This is a genomic window from Thalassococcus profundi (assembly GCF_003344785.1).
In the GTDB taxonomy this organism is placed as follows: Bacteria; Pseudomonadota; Alphaproteobacteria; order Rhodobacterales; family Rhodobacteraceae; genus Puniceibacterium; species Puniceibacterium profundi.
In genome coordinates, this window is sequence record NZ_QPMK01000004.1 from 84,458 (window position 1) to 105,454 (window position 20,997).

Genomic DNA, 20,997 nt, shown 5'->3' on the forward strand with positions numbered 1-20,997 from the left:
TATCGAACGCGTTTCCCGCTCCGGTTGAAAGTCTGGACGCAGAACGGGCGGTGTGCTACCGAAGTTCTGTTAACGATCTTTTGTTTCGGATCATTTTTCAGCAATAAACTTTAAGAACGGGACGGTATTGCCATGTTCGACGAGGATTTCGCCGCGAAAATTTCCTTTGCATCTCAGGAAGCTGCCGACAGGATCACCACCGCCATCGCCGAACGTCCGGAGCTTTTCGCCGAGGTCTTCGGGACCCGCGCCGCCCTTGAGTCCGTTCTGGGCAGCTGGGCCGTCTCGGGTGTGCCGACCCATGGCATCGACGTGGTTCCGGCCAGCCGTCTGCCGGGGGCCGATGCGGGCTACAGCGCCGATCTCGATGTGATCTACCTCTCGGACGCGATGGTTGCCGGGGCGTCGATGGAGCGGCTGGTGGACGTGCTGATCGAAGAGCTGGGCCACCGGCTGGACGCGGCCCTGGGCGGTGACGGTCCGGGCGATGAAGGCGAGGCGCTGGCGGTGGCGCTGCGCGGCGAACCGGTGCCGCAGACCGAGGACGACGGCGGCGTGCTGGTGTTGTCCGGCGGCGGAGACACGGCGATCGAGCAGACCACCAGCGTGTCCGACAGCGGCGGCTTCGAAGGCAGTTCCCAGACGCTTCAGCTCGAATCGACCAACGGCAGCGAAATCAGCTATTCCTATACCCATTTCACCATCCCTGACCGGTTCATCATCCGTTACGAGGGGCGCAACATCGTCGACACCGGCTTCACCGGCGGATCGCGCAGCGGCACGGTGCAGCTGCCCGCGGGCACGGCCGACACGGTACAGGTGATCGTCGCCACCGACGACGCGGGCACGGCCTGGAATTATTCCGTGACCGCAGAGCCAATCGAATGCGACGACGTCCGGCCCTGGACGATCACCGCCGATCAGGAGTTCGAACACAACGACGACACGGACAAGTGCGAGACGACCGGCGACGTGCGCGTCGGGCGAATCGACGGCGCGACGACCCTGATCACGGCGCGCAGCACCAGCAAGGCGGCCTACGACCAGGATGTGCTCGAGGTGAAGGGCGGCCAGGTCTTTTCCGGCATCGGCGGCGTCAGCGAGCGTCTCTTCACCGCGGATTTCAACCTCAACCTCAACAACGGCATCGCGTCGCTGTCGAACGTGACCCAAGGTGATTTCAAGCTTGCGGGCATCGACATCGAATTCAAGGGCATGGCGATCCTGAGCGACAAGCTGGCTTTCGACGCGCGGTTCATCATGCCGGACCCGGCCAGTGGCCTGATCATCGAGACGGTGGATTTCTTCAGCCAGGCGATCCGCATCACCGACAACGGCGCCGCGCCGGTGCTGGGCTTCCGCATCGCACCTCCGGGATCGCAGGAATTCAAGCTGGGCGGCTTCATCGACGTCAAGGCGTCGAACATGGCGCTCGAGTACCGCGCCGGTGAGGACGCGTTCCGGTTCCAGGCCAAGCTGGAATTCACCAACACCAACTTTGCCAAGGGCAGCACCGGCATCAGCAAGGTCGAGGCCGACCTGAGCGGGATGAACTACATCCAGGTGAACACCGATGGCGACGTCGACGTGATCGGCGTGCTCAAGGCCGCCGGGAACGTGCCGCTGTTCGGCGGCTGGTCGATCCAGGGGCTGGAGTTCAACATCAACACCACCACCCGCGAAGTCGGCGGCGCCGGCACGCTGGGGACGCCTTTCGGCGTCAAGTTCGGAGAGGGTGCCACCGCGCGGGCCGAGGTGGAATTCGTCTACGATCCCTTCGAGCTCGACAAGATCGGGCTGATCCTCGACAACCTCAACAAGCCGATCCCGGCGTATCCTGCGTTCTTCTTCCAGCGCATCGGCGGGTCGGTGGACAACTTCGCGCCCTCGAACAACAAGGATGTTGAGGGCAACTTCACCATCGGCGCCTCGCTCGGGCCGCAGATCGCCGGCACCTCGCTGGCCAAGGCCACCTTCGACGCCAAGGTGACGTCGAAGTTCTTCCAGGGCCAGATGACCACCGACATCCTGACCGCCAATTTCACCATCGACGCCGGGCTCTTCGACGTCGATCTGGGGGTTTTCACCCTGGTCAAGGACGTGTCCACCGCCAAGCTCGACTGGAACAAGGGCGAGCTGTCCTTTACCGGCACCACCAACGTGCTCGACGGCTTCTTCGTCACCACCGGCAGCTTCAAGGCCAACGCGGATTTCGACTTCTCCATGGCGCGCTCGGGCCAGCTGTCGCTGCCGAATTTCGTGCCGGTCTACGGGGGCGCCAAGATCGCCAATTCGAACCTCGCGATCAACTACACCAACAACGGCACCTCGTCGGATGACTATGCCGCGGGCTGGGGTCAGTACACCGTCAACACGCCCTGGGACAGCTACAACATCACCCTGGGTCTGCGGATCAATTTCGACGGCTCCATTGCCCGGATCGGCGCCAACAACATCCCGACCACCTCGTCCTGGTTCATCGAGGACGGGCAGGACTTCGTGATCCTCTCGGCGATCTGGGAGAACGCCGACAGCGACGTCGCGGTGCGGGTGATCAAGCCGGACGGCACGATCATCGAAGAAGCGGATTTCGCCGCCAACCAGATCATGGTGATCGACGAATTCTCGGGCGACAACAGCCGCAGCGTGATCATCGACGCGCCCGAGGAGGGCACCTGGGACCTCGAGATCGTCGACACCACCGGCCTGGGCAACGTCCAGTACGAGGCCACCGGCGCCGTTGAAGTGCCGGAATTCGACTTCACCGGCACGCCGCAGGTCAATGCCGACGGCACCGTCACCTTCGCCTTCGATGCCAGCACCACGACGCCCGTGACCAACGTCAGCTTTTTCTACGACGACGACCTGACCGAGATGGACGGCCTTCTGGCCGGCACGCAGGTGCTGGCGGATGGATCGGGCGAGTTCACCTGGGATGCCAACACCGTCGTGCCGGGGAGCTATTTCCTTTACGCGATGGTGGATGACGGGCAGGGGCCCATCGTCTTTGCCGAAACTGCCACGGCGGTGGATGTCGGCGCCGAGGCGGACCTTTCGGTCACCATCGAAGCCTCGGCCCCCGAGGTGCAGGCGGGCGACCAGGTCACCCTGACCATCGTTGTCACCAACACCTCGACCGACACGACCGCCACCGGCACGCGGGCGCTTCTGAACGTCGATGCCGGGGTCACCGCGACCGGCGGTTCAGAACCGCTCAACCCGTCCGACGTGGCCCAGTACGAGATCGACGTAGGCGACCTGGCCCCGGGCGAAGAACGGACCATCACCGTGGATACGACCGTCGGCGGCGGCGCTGCGCCGGGCGACCAGTTCGCCGCGGATGTCTACGTGCTGTCGGACACCTACGACCCCGAAACCGTGAACGACGGCGCAGCAACGCAGGTCATCGTGCCGAACGCGCCGGTGTCGGGCATCATCGACCTGTCGGTCGACAGCAAGATCGACGAAGCGTCGAACCTGACCATCAACACGCCTTTCACCTACACGGTGACGGTCAGCAACAACGGCACCACCGATGCCACCAACGTGGTGCTGGAAGAGGCGGTGCAGGGCCTGACCAACCTCTCGGCCACGCCCACCAACGGCTTCTTCAGCGGCGGCGCCTACCGGATCCAGCTGGGGACCATTGCCGCGGGCGACAGCATCGACGTCGAGATCACGGCCACCCCGGCCTCGGCGGGCCTGCTGCTGACCACCTCGCGCATCTCTGCCGACGGGTTCGACCAGGGCATCGCGGACAACGAGGAGATCAACGTCGGCACGGTGCAGGGCGCCACGCCCGACGAGGCCGACCTGTCGGTCGCATTGCGTGACGCGACGGTGACCGCGGGCACGACCAACGTGCTCGAGGTCGATATCACCAACGACGGGCCGGGGGTCGCCTCGGACGTTCAGGTGCAGCTCTCGCTGCCTGCGGGCGCCACCGTGGACAGCAGTTCCGCCGTGCAGGGCAGCTATGACGCCACCACGGGCATCTGGTCGCTGGGCAACCTGCGCGACAACCTGACCCGGACGCTGAGCCTGACCATCGCGGGCCTCGGCGGGCAGGAGATCACCGCCGAGGTGGTCGCGGTGTCCGAGACCGACCCGGATTCGACGCCGGGCGATGGCGAGGGCGACGATTTCGCCACCATCGACGGTCTCTTCGGCGGGCTTTCGGGCCTGATCGAGGGCACCGACGATGACGACGTTCTGACGGCCGTCGGCACCGACGACACGATCAACGCAGGTGACGGCGACGACATCCTCCGGCCCGGAGGCGGCATCGACGAAATGACCGGCGGGCCGGGCCAGGACCAGTTCGTCGGGCGGCCGCAGGACCTGGATGGCGACACGATCCAGGACCTCACGCCGAACGACACGCTGGTGGTCGAGGGGGTGACCTTCGGCGCCGATGACGTCACGCTGGTCGACGGCCCGCCGCCCGCCATCGAGATCGATACCGACGGCGACGGCACCTCGGACACGACGATCCTGCTGGGCAGCGCGCCTGACGGGCCGGGCGGCTTCCTCGCCTGGCAGCGCGGTGCGGACACGCGGCTGACCTTCCAGCAACAGCTGGCCGATATCGGCGAAGCCAGGGCGCTGGCCGCCGAAGACGTCAACGGCATCGCCAACCAGGATCTGCTGACCGGCGACGGCACCGCCAGTTTCGAGGCGACCATAGACGCCCGTGCGGCCGCGGCCTTCGACAACGTTCTGGGTGTCTACGAGGTCGATGCCTCCGGTGCCATCTCGGACGTCCGGATCCTTGCAAACGACGCCAGCGCCACCACCGGTGCACTGGCGATCGGCGGGGTCGAGGCGGGGAACACCCTGGGCTTCTTCATCATCCAGGACGGTGCCGACATCGCCGAGGATCTGCTGCCCACAGACACGCTGATCTTCGTCGACGACACCGGGGCGGCGGCCAATGCCGAAGCCGGCGCGCCGATCATCCTCAACGTGAACGGCACCGCGGTGGATGCGCCGGTGTTCCACAGCTACGCGGCAGAGCTCAACGCCGACGGTGTGCAGCACGCGATCTCGGGTCTGTCCGAGGATGGCAGCGCTCTGATCATCGGCTTCGAGGATCTGGTCGGCGGCGGAGACCGGGATTACCAGGACGTGCTCTTCAGCATCGAGATCCTGTGAGCGCCTGCCCGTGAACCTGCCCGCCGCCATCGCCCTCGCCGGCATCGCGGCGGGGGTGGTCTTTGTCGTGGCGGTGCGGCTGCGCGCGCGGAGCACGGCCCGCGTCACGGTCGATGTGCCTGGCGGCCCCTACGCCCCCGGCGACGTGGTGCCGGGGCGTCTGACGATCGAGGCGCTGCGCCCCTGCCAGCTGGACCTGGCGCGCGTCACCCTGACCTGTTTCAGCACCGATCCCCGCGACGCCGCGCGGCCCGCGACCCAGAACTGGAAATTTCGCCGCAGCGCCGATCTTCAGCTGAACCGGACTCTCGCCAAGGGCGAAGCGGCGGGCTGGGACCTTGCGCTGGAGATGCCGAAGCCGGGCGAGGTGTCGGACGCCATCCTCGAGCCCGGTCCGGGCGTGAGGTACCGACCGCATTGGGCGCTGAACGCCGAGGTCACCGTGAACGGTCTGACCCTCACCGCCGGAGAGACGGTGCGCACCCGCGCGCTTTAGCCGAGCGCTGACGGATCAGAACGGAATTTCGTCGTCGATATCGCGTGACGGCGCCCGTGCGGGACCCGATCCGCCGCCGGAATACCCGCCGTCGCGGCTGTCGTCATAACCGCCCGATGCGCCGCCGTAGGACCCGCCGCCGCCACCATAGGAGCCACCACCGCCGCCGCCGTCGCCACGGCCATCCAGCATGGTCAGCTCGGACCGGTAGGGCCGCAGCACGACTTCGGTCGAATAGCGGTCGTTGCCGGACTGGTCCTGCCACTTGCGGGTTTCCAGCTGCCCCTCGATATAGACCTTGGAGCCCTTCTTCAGGTACTGCTCGGCCACCCGCGCCAGAGGCTCCGAAAAGATCGCGACCGAATGCCATTCGGTGCGTTCGCGCCGTTCGCCGGTGTTGCGGTCCTTCCAGGTTTCGGACGTCGCCAGGCGCAGGTTGCACACCTTGCCGCCGTTCTGGAACGTGCGGGTTTCCGGATCGGCGCCCAGATTGCCGATCAGGATGACCTTGTTGACGGAGCCTGCCATGGGGACCTCTTTCGAATCTATCAGTCTCGGTTCATCGGACCCTACACCACAGCTACAGGGTTAATAAATGCTTCATGGCCGTCCGGGGTAGGCGAATCCGCTCAATCCTGTATAGTTCGGCGGACTGAGGGAAGTGACGGTGTAACAATGCGGAAAACGCGTGTGCTTTGGGCGGCAGGGGCCGTCGCAATCGGACTGTCCATGGCCGGAACGGCCTTTGCGGATGTCCTGTCGAGCCAGAACCGGGTCAGGCTCTTTTCCTCCCAGACCAAGGTGCTCGATACCCGCGCGGCGCAGCAATACAACAACTCCGTCCGCCTGCAGCCGCCCAAGGTGGTCACGCCGACGAAATGGGGCACGCCCGAGGATGGGACATCGCCGGCCTACCGCGGCCGCTACAAGGGCATCTACGCCACCATGGCCCGCGCTGCCGCGCGCCAGCACGGCATTCCCGAAGACCTGTTCCTGCGCCTGGTGCAGCAGGAATCCGGCTGGAATCCCTCGGCCAAGTCCCACAAGGGCGCCTTGGGCCTCGCCCAGCTGATGCCCGCCACCGCGCGGACGCTCGGTGTGGATCCCAAGGATCCGCAGCAGAACCTCGAGGGGGGCGCGCGCTACCTCAAGCTGCAGTATCAGCGGTTCAGGTCGTGGCCTCTGGCGCTGGCGGCCTACAACGCGGGCCCCGGTGCGGTGGAAAAGCACGGCGGCATCCCGCCTTACCGCGAGACCAAGAACTACGTGAAGGTAATCTGGGGCGGCTGATCGCACGCTCTGCATTCAAACCCTGAAGCGGGCACCGCGCCAGCGAAGATTGGGAAACGCAGGTCGCTGCCCCGGCGTCCTGCCCGACCGTGAGACAGGAAATCCGCGCCGCGCATTTGCTCCCATCGCGACCCCGTCCCCCCCTTATTCGGTTCTCAATAACCCTCGCAGAGCGCGAGAGGCTGGCCTCTCGCATCGCCCGGCACGGGCGATCCACCTTCACTCGGCCGCATCGTGCAGCACGCGCGATCCCCCCGTCACTCGGCGGCGATCTCGATCACCGGCTCCATCTCGGCGAATTTCGCGTCCGAGAGGTGGCACTTGATCTGATGACCGTCGGCCATCCTGCGCACCGGCGGCACCTCCGTCTCGCAAAGTTTTCCGGGGACCTGCGATTTCCACCGGCAACGGGTCTGGAACGGGCAGCCCGGCGGCGGGTTCATCGCCGAGGGGATGTCGCCCTCGAGCACGATATGTTTCTTCTTCACCCGCGTATCGGCGATCGGCACCGCAGACAGCAGCGCCTCGGTGTAAGGATGATACGGGGGCGAGAAGACCTGGTCGGTGGTGCCCAGTTCGACCACGTGACCGAGATACATGACCATCACCCGGTCGCTGAGATAGCGCACGATGGACAGGTCGTGGGAGATGAAGAGCAGCGTCGTCTTCTTTTCGCGCTGGATCTCCATCAGCAGGTCGGTCACGGCGGCCTGCACGCTGACGTCGAGCGCCGACACCGGCTCGTCCGCGACCACGATCCGCGCATCCCCGGCAAAGGCCCGGGCGATGCCGACCCGCTGTTTCTGCCCTCCGGACAGCTGGCGCGGCATCCGGTCGGCAAAGGCGCGCGGCAGCTTCACCAGGTCCAGCAGCTGCAGCATCCGCTCGCGGCGGTCCGCCTCGGTCTTGCCGATGCCGAAGATCTCCAGCGCCCGGATGATCTGCCGGCCCACGGTCATCGACGGGTTCAGCGTGTCGAAAGGGTTCTGGAACACCATCTGCACATCCGCGATGGTCTTGGTGTCGCGGCGTTCGATGGGCGTCGATTCGATGTTGCGGTTGTCGAGCAGGATCTGCCCCGCGGTCGCCGTCTCGAGCCCCATGAGCACCTTGGCGAAGGTCGACTTGCCGCAACCGGATTCGCCGACGATGGCCAGCGTCTCGCTCTCGCGGGCCTCGAAGCTCAGGGTTTCGTTGGCCTTGACCACCTTGGTTTCACCGGATTTGCCGAAGAGCGCATTGGCGCTGACCTCGTAGTATTTCTTGAGGTCCTCCATCTTCAGCACCACGTCGCCGATCATGCCCTTGTCTTTGGTGATCGCGGCGGCCAGCGGCGCGTTCCAGTCGATCTCCTCGAAGCGCAGACAGCGGGTTTCGTGCCGGTCGTTGCCCTTCACGGGCCGCATGCGGATGGTGCCCTGATCACACCGCCCGGCTTCGAAATAGTCGCAGCGCGGGCCGAAGTTGCAGCCCGGCGGGCGTTCGTGGGGCAGGGGGAAGTTGCCCGGGATCGCCACCAGCGGCCGGCTGTTTTTGTCAGCCCCCGGCAGGGGGATCGAGCGGAAGAGCGCCTGCGTATAGGGGTGCTGCATCTCGTCGAACACATCGGCGATGGAGCCGCGTTCGACCGCCTCGCCGGAATACATCACGCAGAGCCGGTCGCAGGTTTCGAGCACCAGCCCGAGGTTGTGGCTGATGAACAGCATCGAGGTGCCGTACTTGCGGCCCAGGTCCTTCACCAGGTCGACGATCGACGCCTCCACCGTCACGTCGAGCGCCGTGGTCGGCTCATCCAGGATCAGCAGCGCCGGTTCGGACATCAGCGCCATGGCGATGACGATACGCTGCTGCTGGCCGCCCGACAGCTGGTGCGGATAGGCATCGAGGATGCGCTTGGGATCGGGCAGCTTCACATCCGTCACCACCTGCAGCGCGCGGTCGTAGGCCTCCTTCTCCGACGCGCCCTGGTGGATCATCGGCACTTCCATCAGCTGCTTGCCGATCTTCATCGCCGGGTTCAGCGAGGCCATGGGTTCCTGGTAGATCATCGCGATCTCGGAGCCGCGGATCTTGCGCAACTCCTCGACGCTCATCTGCCCGAGGTCGCGGCCCTTGAACTTGATCGTACCGCCGGTGATGCGGCCGTTCTTGCCCAGATCCTGCATCACCCCGAGCGCCACCGTGGACTTGCCGCAGCCGCTCTCTCCGACCAGCCCCACCGCCTCGCCGGGCATGACCTTGACCGAGAAATCCATGACCGCCGGAATTTCCCGCAACCGCGTGAAGAACGAGATCGAAAGCACGTCGATTTCGAGGATCGGCCCGTCGTAAATGTCTTTCATCTCTTGTGTCTCCCTCGCATACGGAGTGCAGCCCACCTGCTTCATCTTGCCAATAAACCTCCGGGGGTCCGGGGGCTGGCCCCCGGTCCGGCGTCACCACTCTCAGTCCTTCAATGACTCCTCGCGCAACCCGTCCGCCAGCAGGTTCAGCCCCAGCACGAGACTCAGCAGCGACAGGGCGGGCACGATGGCCGGGTGCAGGTAGATCGACAGAAGCCGCCGCCCGTCGTTGATCGTGGTGCCCCAGTCCGGACTTTCCGGCGGCAGGCCGAGGCCGAAGAAACCCAGCGTGCCCAGCAGGATCGTGGTGTAACCGATGCGCAGGCAGAAATCGACGATCAGCGGCCCGCGGGCGTTGGGCAGGATCTCCCACAGCATGATGTACCACGGGCCTTCGCCGCGGGTCTGGGCGGCAGCGACATAGTCGCGGGTCTTGATGTCCATGGTCAGGCCCCGGACGATGCGGAACACCGTGGGCGAGTTGACGAAGACCACCGAAACGAAGACCACCAAGATGCCGCCCGGCACGTCGAAGAGGTCCAGAAATCCCGGGATCACCTGGACCTTGGACCCGACCTCGGAGATCAGCGACAGGTAGAGCCAGCCCAGCACCCCCAGCACCCCGATCAGCAGCGGCGTGCGCAGGGCGGGCTGGGTGTGATAGCGCGAGTTGAGCAGGATCGCGACGAAGATCAGCGGAAAGACGAAGAGACAGGTCGCCATGTAGTTGGGGATGCCCGTGGCGATGATCTCGGGCGTGACCAGCAGGTAGAAGAGCAGGATCACCGGGAAGGCGAGGATGAGGTTCGCCAGAAACGACAGCAGCGTGTCGAGCCTGCCGCCGTAGAAGCCCGCGGGCAGGCCCAGGGTGATGCCCACCATGAAAGCGAAGAGCGTCGCCAGAGGGGCGATCTGCACCACCACCCAGGCGCCCTTGACCATGCGGCTGAACACATCCCGCGCCAGGTTGTCGCCGCCCAGCAGGTAGTAGGGATAAACATCTTCGCCCGCGCCCATGACCGGCGTGCCCGGCGCCTTGTTCTTCATCACCGAAATCTGGTTCAGCGCGTCGTGGGTCACCACCATGTCCATGGCGCCGAAGATGCCGGTGAAGACCCAGAACATCACCAGCGCGAAACCGATCATGCCGATGGTCGAATCGAAGAGCTTGCCGTAAAGGCCCAGGTTGCGTTTGAACCAGATCGACGCGGCGAAAACCACCACCAGCGCGATCCAGACCGGCGTGAATTGCACGAAGATGCGGCCCAGAATGTCAGCCCAGCTCAGCGGTTCCATGGCAGCGCTCCTCAGGACACGGAAATTCGGGGATTGAGATAGACATAGCCGATGTCGGATATCAGCTGCGTCACCAGCACGACGAAGACCGACACGACCGAGACGCCCAGCAGCAGCTCGATGTCGTTATTGCCGGCGGCCTGCACCAGGGTCCAGCCGAAGCCCTTGTAGTTGAAGAGCGTCTCGACGATCACGACGCCGTTCAGCAGCCAGGGGAATTGCAGCATGATCACCGTGAAGGGCGCGATCAGCGCGTTACGCAGCGCGTGTTTCATCACGATATTGGGGAAGGACACGCCTTTGAGCCGCGCGGTGCGTATGTATTGCGCGGTCATCACCTCGGCCATACTGGCGCGGGTCATCCGGGCGATATAGCCCATGCCGTAAAGCGCGATGGTCAGCACCGGCAGGAAGAAATTCTCGAAGGTCGCGTTCTCCATGGCGCTGGTGGCCGTGCCCTTGAACCACTTGAGACCCACGGCGCTCGAGGAAAAGACCGCGATCAGGATCACGCCCGAGACGTATTCCGGCGTCGCCGTGGTGGTGATCGCGACCGTGGACAGCGCCCGGTCGGTGCGCGTACCTTCGCGCATCCCGGCAAGCACGCCCAGAAGCAGGGCCGAGGGCACCATCAGCACCATGACCCAGAACATCAGCTTGCCGGTCAGCGCCAGCCGCGTGGCGACGATGCTGCCGACACCGTCCTTGAAGACGGTCGAAAAGCCCCAGTTGCCCTGCAGGATGCCGCAGAAGGTGGTGGCGGTTTCGGCGGCCGCGCCGGGTGCGGCGCAGCGCGCGCGGGTCTCGCCGTCGGTGCCGGTGATGACCCAGCCCGGCGCCACGCCAAGCCACTGGGCGTATTTCAGCGGAGTCGATTGCAGATAGCCGCGATTGCCCAGGTAGGTTTCCACCTGTGCGTCGGTCATGCGGAAATTGCCCTGGCTTTTCGCCAGCTTTTCCAGGTTCGGGTAGAGGTTCGTCAGAAAGAAGACGATGTAGGTCAGCGCCAGCGCGGTGAGGATCATCACCCACAGCCGCCTCAGAATGAACAGTCCCATGTCGTCTTGTTCCTCTCCGGTTCGGCCGGGGCACGGTCCCGGTCGGTGTCCCTAGAGTGTGTCCTGCCGGACGCCATGCGCCGAAGGCCGCCGCACGCGCGGCCTCCGGCGGTGTCGTGTCGGGTCAGGCGGCGAGGCCCAGCTTGTAGACGTGGATTTCAAAGCTCGGGTGCATCTCTGCCCCGACCACGCCGGGCTTGTAGTGCCGGTAGAGCGAGCGCCAGTAGGGCTGGATGATCACCGCGTCGTCCTGCAGGATCTGTTCGATCTCGGCCATCACCTCGCGGCGGGCGTCGGCATCCGCGATGGACATGGCGGCGTTGAGTTTCGAATCGAACTCGGGGTTGGCATAGCCCGCCTCGTTCCAGGCCTCGCCCGACCGGTAGGCCAGCGCCAGAACCTGCACGCCCAGCGGGCGGTGGTTCCATTCGGTGATCGACAGCGGGTACTTGGCCCAGTCGTTCCAGAAGGTCGAACCGGGCAGCACGGTGCGCCGCACGTTGATGCCCGCGTCGCGCATCATCGCCGCCGCCGCATCGCCGGTGTTCTTGGTGAACCCGTCGTCCAGCGTGATCAGCTCGTGTTCGAAATCGGCCATCCCGGCCTCTTCGAGCATCGGGACGGAGCCTTCGGGGTTGAGCTCGGTGCCGCCGATATCGGCGTATTCCGGGTGCACGGGGGCCACATGGTGGTTGTGGGCCTCGACACCCAGGCCGGCATAGCCCAGTTCAAGGCAGATCTGGTTGTCGACCGCCATCTGCAGCGCCTTGCGGACCTTGAGGTCCGCATAGGGCGGCTTGTCGCCCACCAGCGTCTGCTGGTTGAATCGCAGCACCACCGTGGCGCCGGTCACGACCTCGGACTTTTCCCAGCCGATGGCGTCGCCGATCTCGATGAACTCGTTGACGTTCTGGTAGAGCATGTCGACTTCTTCGGATTCGATCGCCGCGATCCAGGCCGACGGGTCGGTGCCGTAATCGATGAACTCGATCCGGTCGAGCGTGGCGCCGCCGATGCCGTCGGCTTCGGCGCCCCACCAGGTGTGGTCGGTGTTCTTGACCAGCACGCCCTTGACCCCGACCTCGAGCATCTCGGGCAGGTAGGGACCGGTACCGACGGGGTTGTCCAGCATCGTGTCGGGATTGTGCGAGCTGTGCACCACGGCGGCCGGGTAGTCGGCCATGCCCACGACGATCGAGATGTCGGGCGCGGGCAGCATCACCTTCACGGTCATGTCGTCGACCTTGGTCACGGCGCCTTCGATCAGTTTGTTGGTATCGGCGTCGATCAGCGTCGCCATGCGCCCGGCCATGGAGTTGCCCTCGACGTCCTTATCGCACCAGTATTCGAACATCCGAACAACGTCATCGGCGGTGAAGGCATCGCCGTTGTTCCAGGTCACGCCCTGACGCACGTTCAGGGTATATTCGGTCGCGTCGTCGTTGGTGTCCCAGCTTTCGATGAGCATCCCGCGCAGCGATCCGTCGCGGTTGTATTCGACCATGTATTCCAGCCAGCCGCGGGTGAAATTGGAGATCTGCGTCCAGTCCATGGTGCGCGGATCCTTGACCGCGCGGACCTCCTGCTGAATGCGCAGCGTGCCGCCTTCCTGCGCCTGAGCCGCACCGCGGTCTGGTCCGGCCAGCCCGCCCAGAGCGTAGGCCGCCGTCGCCGTGACGCCAAGCGCCGTGACCCGGGTCAGGAATTCGCGACGGTCGATCTGACCCTTGCGCAGCTCGGCGGCGTACATTTCTGCGGCCGGGTGGACCCGGCCGGTTCTGGTCTGGTGCGTCATCGTTCTCTCCCTGTGACACATGGTCTTTATGTCTTTATTCAATCCGGTCGTGTGTGGCGGCCGCTGCATATCCTTGGAGCGTGCCGCCATGCCGAACTTTAGGTCATTCCGCATGAGAATATGCATGGCGTCAACGACTTGTTTCGGCCATTTGGCCTCGAAAAGCGACATCGCCCCTCTTCAAAAGCGACATCCTCCTGCGACAAAAGCGACATGACGCGCCGGATCGGGACAATTGAGCGCAGGCACCAACGTCCTTGCTGCGGTGCACAAGGCAGTGCCGCATCCGGCTGGTGCGGCGGTCAATTCCGGTCGATCGTCCGATTTTCTTCGTGGTGGGATCGCCGTGCTGCGCGCGGGGCAGGCGTCAGGCGGGCCGCGCGGCGCCGAGCGCCGCCCGTCTCAGGCCCGAGGGCGTATGGCCGGTGTGGGTCTGGATGAAGCGGGTGAAGTAGGCCGGGCTGTGGAACCCGAGGCTCGCCGCCACCTCCTGGATCGACGGCTGTGGACGCGCCAGCAGCAGCCGTGCCTCGTAGAGCCGCCGTTCGGTCAGCATGTCGGCGGCGGTCTTGCCGCAGGCGGCGCGGCAGACGCGGCTCAGGTGGGTGGGCGTCACGTCCAGCGCCTCGGCATAGTCGGCCATGCTGCGGTCGCTACGGAAATCCCGCACCAGCAGCTGCGCGAAACGCACGGCCAGCCGGTGGCTCGCGGTTTCGCGCGGGGCGTCGATGGTGCCGGCCTGCTGCTGGCGGCGCAGCCAGACGGCGATCAGCCGCACATAGCCTTCGAGCGCATCCTGGATGAGCGGGCGGTTCTGCGAGATCTCGCGCTGCATCGCCTCGATGTGACCGGTGAGCTCTGCCTGGGCGAGGCCCTCGCGGATGCGCAGGTGCACCGGCTTCGTCGGCAGGCGACCGGTGAGACCCGGCGGGCTGTCCACGACCTGCGCCAGCCCCTGCGCGCCCAAGTCCAGTGCGAAGAGCGTCCCGGCGGGCACGAAGAGCGCGTTATGCGTGCCGATACCGCGCCGCACGCCGTTCAGCACCACGCGGCCCTGACCACGGGTGACCCAGATCAGCAGGTTGCGCGGCCGGTCGTGCAACTGCGTGATCTTCCATGTCGCGCCGCCGGTATAATGCGCCAGCGTCGCCGCATGGATATCACGCGGATCGGAATTGATCCGTCCGGGTTTCTGCAGGAATGCCGGTGGTGCGCTCATGCGGACAGATCCCCAGGTGTCAGCCACTGCCAGTCTTTCATCCGCGCACGAAACCACGTGCGCTGGCGTTTGGCAAATTGCCGGGTGGCGATGGTTGCGCGGTTTGCTGCCTGTTCGAGCGTGATCTCGCCCCTGAGATGGGCGATAAGCTCGGGCGCACCGATGGCCTTGGAGGACGGCGCGGCGGGGTCCCAGCCCGGCAGGTTGGCGCGCGCTTCGTCCAGTGCGCCCTGCGCCAGCATCTGGCCGAAGCGCCGTTCGATCCGCGGCGTCAGCCAGTCCTTTTCGGCCGCGACGACGAAGGCGTGGCAGCCGGCCAGCGGCAGGCGCGGGGCCGGGGTGTCGTCCTGCCAGTCCGCCAGCCCGCGTCCGGTGGTGCGCAGCACCTCCCAGGCGCGCTGCACCCGCATCGGGTTCAGCCGGTCGATCCGGGACAGCGTCTCGGGGTCCAGCGCCGCCAGCAGCGCGTCCAGCCCGTGGTCGCGCAACAGCGCATCGGCGTCTGCGCGCACCTCGGGCGGGGTCGGAGGGATTTGCGCCAGTCCCTCGGTCAGGGCGGTGAAATAGAGCCCGGTGCCACCGGTGATGATCGGCCGGCTGGAGCCGGTCAGCAGCGGTTCGAGATCGCGCAGCCAGGCGCCCACGGAATAGGCGGCGTCGCCCGGAACGTGCCCGTAAAGCGCATGGGGCGCGCGCGCCTCGTCCGCCGCCGAAGGCCGCGCCGTCAGCACCCGCCAGTTGGCATAGACCTGGATCGCATCGGCATTGACCACGGTGCCGCCCTGCGTCTCGGCGATGCGCAGCGCCAGTTCGGACTTGCCGCTGGCGGTTGGGCCGGCGATCAGCACCGGGCGGTCGGGGTCGATCCGGGACAGCGGGGTCATGCGGAGCCTTTCGGCGAAACCGGGCCGGCGGGCGGCAAGCGGCCCGCGCGGCATTGCAGTGGCGCCGGTTTTGCGACATTGAAGAGCGGAATTCCAGAGCCTGCGAAACGGAGCCCCTCATGTCCGAGACCGATCCCTCGAAAACCGCCTTCAAACGCGTGCTTCTGAAGATTTCCGGCGAGGCGCTGATGGGCGACCAGGGCTACGGCCTGCACCCGCCCACGGTCGAGCGCATCGCCCGCGAGGTCAAGAGCGTGCACGACATGGGCGTCGAGATCTGCATGGTCATCGGCGGCGGCAACATCTTCCGCGGTTTGCAGGGGTCGGCGCAAGGCATGGAGCGCACCACCGCCGATTACATGGGCATGCTCGCCACGGTGATGAACGCGTTGGCGATGCAGGCCGCCTTGGAAGGCCTCGGCATCCACACGCGCACCATCAGCGCCATTCCGATGGACCAGGTCTGCGAACCCTACATCCGCCGCCGCGCCGTGCGGCACCTGGAGAAAAAGCGCGTCTGCATTTTCGCCGCCGGCACCGGTAACCCTTATTTTACCACCGACACCGCCGCGACGCTGCGCGCCAACGAGATGGTCTGCGAGGCGATCTTCAAGGGCACCAAGGTCGACGGCGTCTACGACATGGACCCGATGAAGCACGCCGAGGCCAAACGCTACGACCGGATTTCCTACGACGACGTTCTGCAGAAGAACCTCAAGGTCATGGACGCCAGCGCCATCGCTCTGGCGCGCGACAACAACCTGCCGATCATCGTCTTCTCACTGGACGAACCGGGCGGGTTCAAGGGCATCCTCGCGGGAGAGGGGACCTATACCCGCGTCGGCGCGTGAGCCGCGCGCCCCGGCGCGGCGGGTTTTCAGGAAATCTTGATACATTCGTGGCAAGGCGGACGCTGGGCTTTCTCAGGGAAACGCGCGTGCCATGGCCAATGTCGGCGTCATCTACATCGGGACCTTCCTGTCCGCGGACACGGATGAAGGCAACTGGACCAACGAAAACGACGGGGTCTTTGCCGGAACCCACGGCAAGACCGCTTTGCGATCGCTGCGCATCGACGTGACCACACCGCAAGGCGATGGCGTGGCCTATGACGACGACCTGGGGCAGTCCGCCAGCCAGATCACCTATGACCTCGGCGGCGGTCCGGTCACGGCGCTGCAGGATTCGGTGGCATCCTACACGGTCGATATCCTGCTGGGCGACGGCAGCACACTGTCGACGGTCGTCAACGTCATCCAATTGACCGACGGTGCAACCTTCATCAACGAAAACAGCGGTGGCGTGGTGCTGGACGGACTGAACATCCAGTCGATCACGCTCGGCACTGTGGTGCAGGACGACGCAAGCGGGTGGTTCACCGCCCGCAGCGTCGATGGCGCGCAGGTGGTCTGTTTCGGCCGCGGCACGCGCATCAGCGTCCCGGGCGGCACCGCGCGGGTCGAGGCGTTGCGCCCCGGAGATCTGGTCGAGACCTTGGATATGGGCGCGCAGCCGGTGATCTGGGCCGCGCGGACGCGCGCCGCCGGCTTCGGCGCCACCGCGCCGGTGCGCATTGCCGCCGGCGCGCTCGGCTCCGGTCTGCCGCGGTCACCGCTGGTGGTGTCGCCGCAGCACCGCATCCTGCTCAGGTCGCCGATCGTGCAACGGGTGGTGGGCCATGGCGAAGCGTTCGTGGCGGCGAAATGGCTCTGCGGGCTGCCGGGGATCGTGCGCGCGCCGGACTTCGCTCCGGTCAGCTACCATCACGTCCTACTGGCCCGGCACGCGGTGCTGCTGGCCGAAGGCGCTCCGGCCGAAAGTTTCTTTCCCGGCCCGGCAAGCATCGGCGCCCTGTCGACGCGGGACGCCGCGGACCTGCTGGGCATCCTCGACCGCCTCGGGGCGCCGCTCGCGCTTTGCCGCGTGGTGGTGCCGAAGGGCCGCCGGTCGGAACTGGTTGCGCGTCATGCACGCAACGGCCAGCCGCTGCTGCGGTCCCCGCCGGTGCCGGTTCGGCACCGGCTTCTGCGCGGGCTTCAGGTGCCGTGACCGGTCCGCGCCGTCGGCTTGGCGCGCTTTGGCGGCAGGACGCGTCCCGGTACGGAATTGCAGCCCCGGTCTGTACTTGGCCTTTGACCTGCACTAAACCCGTGCAAAACGGAAACTGCCGGAGTGACAGAGCAGATGGCTGACGATTTCGAACTCGACACCGACGACCTCACGCGACGCATGGATGGGGCCATTGCCAACCTGCGCACCGAATTCGCCTCTCTGCGCACCGGGCGCGCCTCGGCATCGATGCTGGAGCCGGTGATGGTCGATGCCTACGGTGCCATGACACCGATCAACCAGGTCGGCACGGTCAACGTCCCCGAGCCGCGCATGGTCACCGTCAACGTCTGGGACAAGGGCCTGGTGGGCAAGGTCGAAAAGGCGATCCGCGAAAGCGGCCTGGGCATCAACCCGCAGCTCAACGGCACGATCATCATGCTGCCGATTCCCGAACTCAACGAGGAACGCCGCCGCGAGCTGACCAAGGTCGCGGGCCATTATGCCGAGAACGCCCGCGTCAGCATCCGCAATCTGCGCCGCGACGGCATGGATCAGATCAAGAAGGCCAAGGCCGACGGCCTTAGCGAGGACGACCAGAAGTTCTGGGAAAACGAGGTGCAGGAGCTGACCAACACCTACATCGCCAAGGTCGACCAGGCTCTGGAGACCAAGCAAGAAGAAATCATGCAGGTCTGAGCGGATTTTGCGAGCGAAAGGCGCCGGTATGGCCCAGACAGGACGCAATGGCCCGGGACCCCGGCACGTGGCGATCATCATGGACGGCAACGGCCGATGGGCCACCCAGCGCGGCCGTCCCCGGCTTTTCGGTCACCACGCCGGCGCCCGCCGCGTGCGCGAGATCGTCGAGGCCTGTCCGGCCCTCAACGTCGACTACCTGACCATCTTTGCCTTCTCGACCGAGAACTGGAAACGCACCCAGGTCGAGGTGGCGGGGCTCATGAGCCTGTTCCGGCGCTACATCTTCAAGGAGATGCAGGATTTCGTGAAGGAAAACGTCCGGGTGCGGTTCATCGGCGACCGGGTGAAGCTGGACCGCAAGCTGATCGGCCTGATGGACGAGGCCGAGGCGATGACCGCCCATTGCACCGGCACCAACCTCACCATCGCGCTGAATTACGGCGGCCGCGACGAGGTGGCGCGCGCCACCAAGCGGCTGGCCGAGGACGTGGCCAAGGGCCGGCTGAAACCCGAGGATGTGGATGAAGAAACGCTGCCAAAGTACCTGGATACCTGCGTTTTGCCCGATCCGGACCTGGTGATCCGCACCAGCGGGGAGGCGCGGATCTCGAATTTCCTGCTGTGGCAGTCAGCCTATTCGGAATACGAGTTCATCGACACGCTCTGGCCGGATTTCACCGCCGAGGAATTCGCCCGCCTCACCGGGTCCTACGGCTTGCGCGACCGCCGCTACGGCGCGGTGACCGCATGACGGCGTCGCGCTGGGACGACCTGACCCCGCGCCTGATCTCGGGCGCGCTGATGGTCGGCATCGGGATGCTGGGCGTCTGGCTGGGCGGGCTGTGGTTTCACGGGCTGGTGGTCATCATCAGCGCAATCATGGTCTGGGAACTCGTGGGCATGCTGGATGCCGCACGGTCCAAGGCGCCGCTGGTGCTTGCGCTGATCGCCGGGGCATGCCTTGCCGTGGCGATCGAGGTGCCGATCTCCTTCGCGCTGCCGCTGCTGCTGTTCCCCTCCATGGCCGGTTTCGGCCGGATGGAGCAGGGCGGCGTGCGCTACGCGGTCTTTACCGCGTCGATCATGCTCGCGGGCTACGGGATGATGGCGCTGCGCGACGATTTCGGCCTGGTCTGGATGGCCTGGCTGGTGTCGGTCGTGGTGGTCACCGACATCGCGGGCTATTTCGCCGGGCGTACCATCGGCGGGCCGAAGTTCTGGCCCCGCGTCAGCCCGAAAAAGACCTGGGCGGGCACCGTCGCGGGCTGGGTCGGGGCGGCGCTGGTGGGGCTGGGCTTTGCCGCCGCGACCACCGCGGGCAGTGGGCTCATGGGCATCAGCATCGCGGTCGCCATGGCCAGCCAGATCGGCGACATCGCCGAAAGCGCGGTCAAGCGCAAGGCCGAGGTCAAGGACAGCTCTAACCTCATTCCCGGCCATGGCGGTCTTCTGGATCGCTTCGACGGGATGCTGGGCGCAGCCCTCTTCATCCTGTTCGTGGGGCAGCTGGTGGGGCTGCCGACCGCCACGCCATGACGCGGCGCGTGTCGATCCTGGGTGCGACCGGGTCCATCGGGCAGAACACCATCGACCTCATCGCCCGCGACCCGGACGCCTACGCGGTCGTGGCGCTCACCGGCGGCAACAACATCGCACGACTGGCGGCCGATGCGATCCGGCTGAAGGCGCAGGTCGCCGTCACCGCGCATGACAGCTGCCTGGAGCCGCTGCGCGCCGCGCTGGCCGGCACCGGCATCGAGGCCGCGGCGGGGGCAGAGGCGATCTGCGAGGCGGCCGCCCGTCCCGCCGACTGGGTGATGTCGGCCATCGTCGGCGCTGCCGGGCTCGCGCCCGGCCTGAAGGTGCTGGAGCAGGGGGCGGCGCTGGCGCTTGCCAACAAGGAATCGATGGTCTGCGCCGGGCCGCTGGTCATGGCCACGGCCCGCAAACACGGCGGCACGGTCCTGCCCGTGGACAGCGAACATTCGGCGGTGTTCCAGGCGCTCATCGGCGAGGAAATGTCGGCAGTCGAACGGGTGATCATCACCGCGAGCGGCGGCGCCTTCCGCGACTGGCCGCTGGAACAGCTTCGCAACGCCACGCCCGCCCAGGCCGCGACCCATCCCAACTGGGTCATGGGCCAGCGCATCACCATCGACAGCGCGTCGATGTTCAACAAGGCGCTGGAACTGATCGAAACCCGCGAATTCTTCGGGCTGGAGCCGGGGCAGATCGAGGCGGTGGTGCATCCCGAATCGCTGATCCACGCGCTGGTGGGCTTCCGCGACGGCGCGCTCATGGCTCACGTGGGGCCAAGCGACATGCGCCACGCCATCGGCTTTGCGCTGCATTATCCTGAACGCCGCGACCTGCCGGTGGAGCGGCTGGACCTCGTGCGGATCGGCCAGCTCAGCTTTCGCGCGCCGGACGAGACGCGCTGGCCGGCGCTGCGGCTGGCGCGCGAGGTGATGGCGGCGGGCGGGCTGGCGGGCGCGGTCTTCAACGCGGCGAAGGAGCGCAGCCTCGACGCCTTCATCGCCGGACGGCTCGGGTTCCTGCAGATGGCCGAGGTTGTCGAAGAGGTTCTGACTATGCAATCGGCTCAGAATGGTCTCATTGATGCCGAAGTTTCACTTGATAACGTGTTGGCCGCGGACCATTTCGCACGTAAGACCGCGGACAAGCTGATTGAACGCGCACCAAGAGGTTGAG

Annotated in this window: 16 protein-coding genes; 9 read left to right on the plus strand and 7 right to left on the minus strand. The window is 66.0% G+C overall.

What is annotated here, in order from left to right:
• Positions 1-132 precede the first annotated feature (132 nt).
• Together DU478_RS07480 and DU478_RS07485 are read left to right on the plus strand one after the other, a co-directional pair.
• Positions 133-5,154: a DUF4114 domain-containing protein gene (locus DU478_RS07480; RefSeq protein ID WP_114510332.1), complete on the plus strand. Its 5,022-nt coding sequence runs from the start codon at positions 133-135 to the stop codon at positions 5,152-5,154.
• A 10-nt stretch (positions 5,155-5,164) separates the two neighbouring features.
• Entirely contained in the window at positions 5,165-5,650 is a 486-nt protein-coding gene (locus DU478_RS07485; RefSeq protein WP_114510333.1) for a hypothetical protein, read from the plus strand.
• A 15-nt stretch (positions 5,651-5,665) separates the two neighbouring features.
• Here the strand turns inward: DU478_RS07485 and ssb are convergent, their stop codons facing one another.
• Positions 5,666-6,178 carry a single-stranded DNA-binding protein gene (ssb, locus tag DU478_RS07490; protein ID WP_114510334.1) on the minus strand — a complete coding sequence of 171 codons (513 nt, stop codon included), beginning with the start codon at positions 6,176-6,178 and terminating at the stop codon, positions 5,666-5,668.
• Between the two features lie 147 nt (positions 6,179-6,325).
• On the opposite strand from ssb, the gene DU478_RS07495 reads away from it, so the two are divergent.
• Positions 6,326-6,940, plus strand: a complete 615-nt coding sequence (locus tag DU478_RS07495; protein ID WP_114510335.1) for a lytic transglycosylase domain-containing protein — start codon at positions 6,326-6,328, stop codon at positions 6,938-6,940.
• 257 nt (positions 6,941-7,197) lie between these two features.
• Here the strand turns inward: DU478_RS07495 and DU478_RS07500 are convergent, their stop codons facing one another.
• The 6 genes from DU478_RS07500 to miaA form a co-directional block, all read right to left on the minus strand.
• On the minus strand, positions 7,198-9,282 hold the full coding sequence (locus DU478_RS07500; RefSeq protein ID WP_114510336.1) for a dipeptide ABC transporter ATP-binding protein: 2,085 nt from the start codon (positions 9,280-9,282) through the stop codon (positions 7,198-7,200).
• Positions 9,283-9,384: 102 nt separating this feature from the next.
• Positions 9,385-10,578 carry an ABC transporter permease gene (locus DU478_RS07505; protein WP_114510337.1) on the minus strand — a complete coding sequence of 398 codons (1,194 nt, stop codon included), beginning with the start codon at positions 10,576-10,578 and terminating at the stop codon, positions 9,385-9,387.
• Positions 10,579-10,589: 11 nt separating this feature from the next.
• The gene (locus DU478_RS07510; RefSeq protein WP_114510338.1) at positions 10,590-11,636 is read right to left on the minus strand and encodes an ABC transporter permease; all 1,047 of its coding nucleotides are present in this window, start codon (positions 11,634-11,636) and stop codon (positions 10,590-10,592) included.
• Positions 11,637-11,760: 124 nt separating this feature from the next.
• Positions 11,761-13,431 carry an ABC transporter substrate-binding protein gene (locus DU478_RS07515; protein ID WP_114510339.1) on the minus strand — a complete coding sequence of 557 codons (1,671 nt, stop codon included), beginning with the start codon at positions 13,429-13,431 and terminating at the stop codon, positions 11,761-11,763.
• 367 nt (positions 13,432-13,798) lie between these two features.
• The gene (locus DU478_RS07520) at positions 13,799-14,650 is read right to left on the minus strand and encodes a helix-turn-helix domain-containing protein (RefSeq protein ID WP_114510340.1); all 852 of its coding nucleotides are present in this window, start codon (positions 14,648-14,650) and stop codon (positions 13,799-13,801) included.
• A complete protein-coding gene (gene miaA, locus DU478_RS07525; RefSeq protein WP_114510503.1) occupies positions 14,647-15,534 on the minus strand; it encodes a tRNA (adenosine(37)-N6)-dimethylallyltransferase MiaA in 888 nt (295 codons plus the stop codon). The genes DU478_RS07520 and miaA overlap by 4 nt, the downstream gene beginning before the upstream one ends.
• Before the next feature lie 119 nt (positions 15,535-15,653).
• Between miaA and pyrH the strand changes: the two genes are divergently transcribed.
• From pyrH to dxr, 6 genes are all read left to right on the plus strand, one after another.
• Positions 15,654-16,385, plus strand: coding sequence for a UMP kinase (gene pyrH, locus DU478_RS07530; RefSeq protein ID WP_114510341.1), 732 nt, complete (start codon positions 15,654-15,656; stop codon positions 16,383-16,385).
• Positions 16,386-16,476: 91 nt separating this feature from the next.
• Positions 16,477-17,583, plus strand: coding sequence for a Hint domain-containing protein (locus DU478_RS07535; protein WP_114510342.1), 1,107 nt, complete (start codon positions 16,477-16,479; stop codon positions 17,581-17,583).
• Positions 17,584-17,718: 135 nt separating this feature from the next.
• The gene (gene frr, locus DU478_RS07540; RefSeq protein ID WP_114510343.1) at positions 17,719-18,282 is read left to right on the plus strand and encodes a ribosome recycling factor; all 564 of its coding nucleotides are present in this window, start codon (positions 17,719-17,721) and stop codon (positions 18,280-18,282) included.
• 28 nt (positions 18,283-18,310) lie between these two features.
• Positions 18,311-19,036 (plus strand): isoprenyl transferase, encoded by a 726-nt coding sequence (locus DU478_RS07545; protein ID WP_114510344.1) that lies wholly within the window; start codon positions 18,311-18,313, stop codon positions 19,034-19,036.
• Complete coding sequence (locus tag DU478_RS07550; protein ID WP_114510345.1) at positions 19,033-19,821, plus strand: phosphatidate cytidylyltransferase; 789 nt, start codon at positions 19,033-19,035, stop codon at positions 19,819-19,821. The genes DU478_RS07545 and DU478_RS07550 overlap by 4 nt, the downstream gene beginning before the upstream one ends.
• Entirely contained in the window at positions 19,818-20,996 is a 1,179-nt protein-coding gene (gene dxr / locus DU478_RS07555; RefSeq protein ID WP_114510346.1) for a 1-deoxy-D-xylulose-5-phosphate reductoisomerase, read from the plus strand. The genes DU478_RS07550 and dxr overlap by 4 nt, the downstream gene beginning before the upstream one ends.
• The last annotated feature ends 1 nt before the right edge of the window (position 20,997 follow it).

Bases quoted from the DNA above. Each gene is read 5' to 3' on its own strand.
- frr (WP_114510343.1), top strand. From the start codon at position 17,719: ATGGCTGACGATTTCGAACTCGACACCGACGACCTCACGCGACGCATG.
- DU478_RS07510 (WP_114510338.1), bottom strand. From the start codon at position 11,636: ATGGGACTGTTCATTCTGAGGCGGCTGTGGGTGATGATCCTCACCGCG.
- DU478_RS07550 (WP_114510345.1), top strand. From the start codon at position 19,033: ATGACGGCGTCGCGCTGGGACGACCTGACCCCGCGCCTGATCTCGGGC.
- DU478_RS07500 (WP_114510336.1), bottom strand. From the start codon at position 9,282: ATGAAAGACATTTACGACGGGCCGATCCTCGAAATCGACGTGCTTTCG.
- DU478_RS07520 (WP_114510340.1), bottom strand. From the start codon at position 14,650: ATGAGCGCACCACCGGCATTCCTGCAGAAACCCGGACGGATCAATTCC.
- DU478_RS07505 (WP_114510337.1), bottom strand. From the start codon at position 10,578: ATGGAACCGCTGAGCTGGGCTGACATTCTGGGCCGCATCTTCGTGCAA.
- pyrH (WP_114510341.1), top strand. From the start codon at position 15,654: ATGTCCGAGACCGATCCCTCGAAAACCGCCTTCAAACGCGTGCTTCTG.
- DU478_RS07535 (WP_114510342.1), top strand. From the start codon at position 16,477: ATGGCCAATGTCGGCGTCATCTACATCGGGACCTTCCTGTCCGCGGAC.
- DU478_RS07515 (WP_114510339.1), bottom strand. From the start codon at position 13,431: ATGACGCACCAGACCAGAACCGGCCGGGTCCACCCGGCCGCAGAAATG.
- dxr (WP_114510346.1), top strand. From the start codon at position 19,818: ATGACGCGGCGCGTGTCGATCCTGGGTGCGACCGGGTCCATCGGGCAG.
- DU478_RS07495 (WP_114510335.1), top strand. From the start codon at position 6,326: ATGCGGAAAACGCGTGTGCTTTGGGCGGCAGGGGCCGTCGCAATCGGA.
- ssb (WP_114510334.1), bottom strand. From the start codon at position 6,178: ATGGCAGGCTCCGTCAACAAGGTCATCCTGATCGGCAATCTGGGCGCC.
- DU478_RS07480 (WP_114510332.1), top strand. From the start codon at position 133: ATGTTCGACGAGGATTTCGCCGCGAAAATTTCCTTTGCATCTCAGGAA.
- DU478_RS07545 (WP_114510344.1), top strand. From the start codon at position 18,311: ATGGCCCAGACAGGACGCAATGGCCCGGGACCCCGGCACGTGGCGATC.
- miaA (WP_114510503.1), bottom strand. From the start codon at position 15,534: ATGACCCCGCTGTCCCGGATCGACCCCGACCGCCCGGTGCTGATCGCC.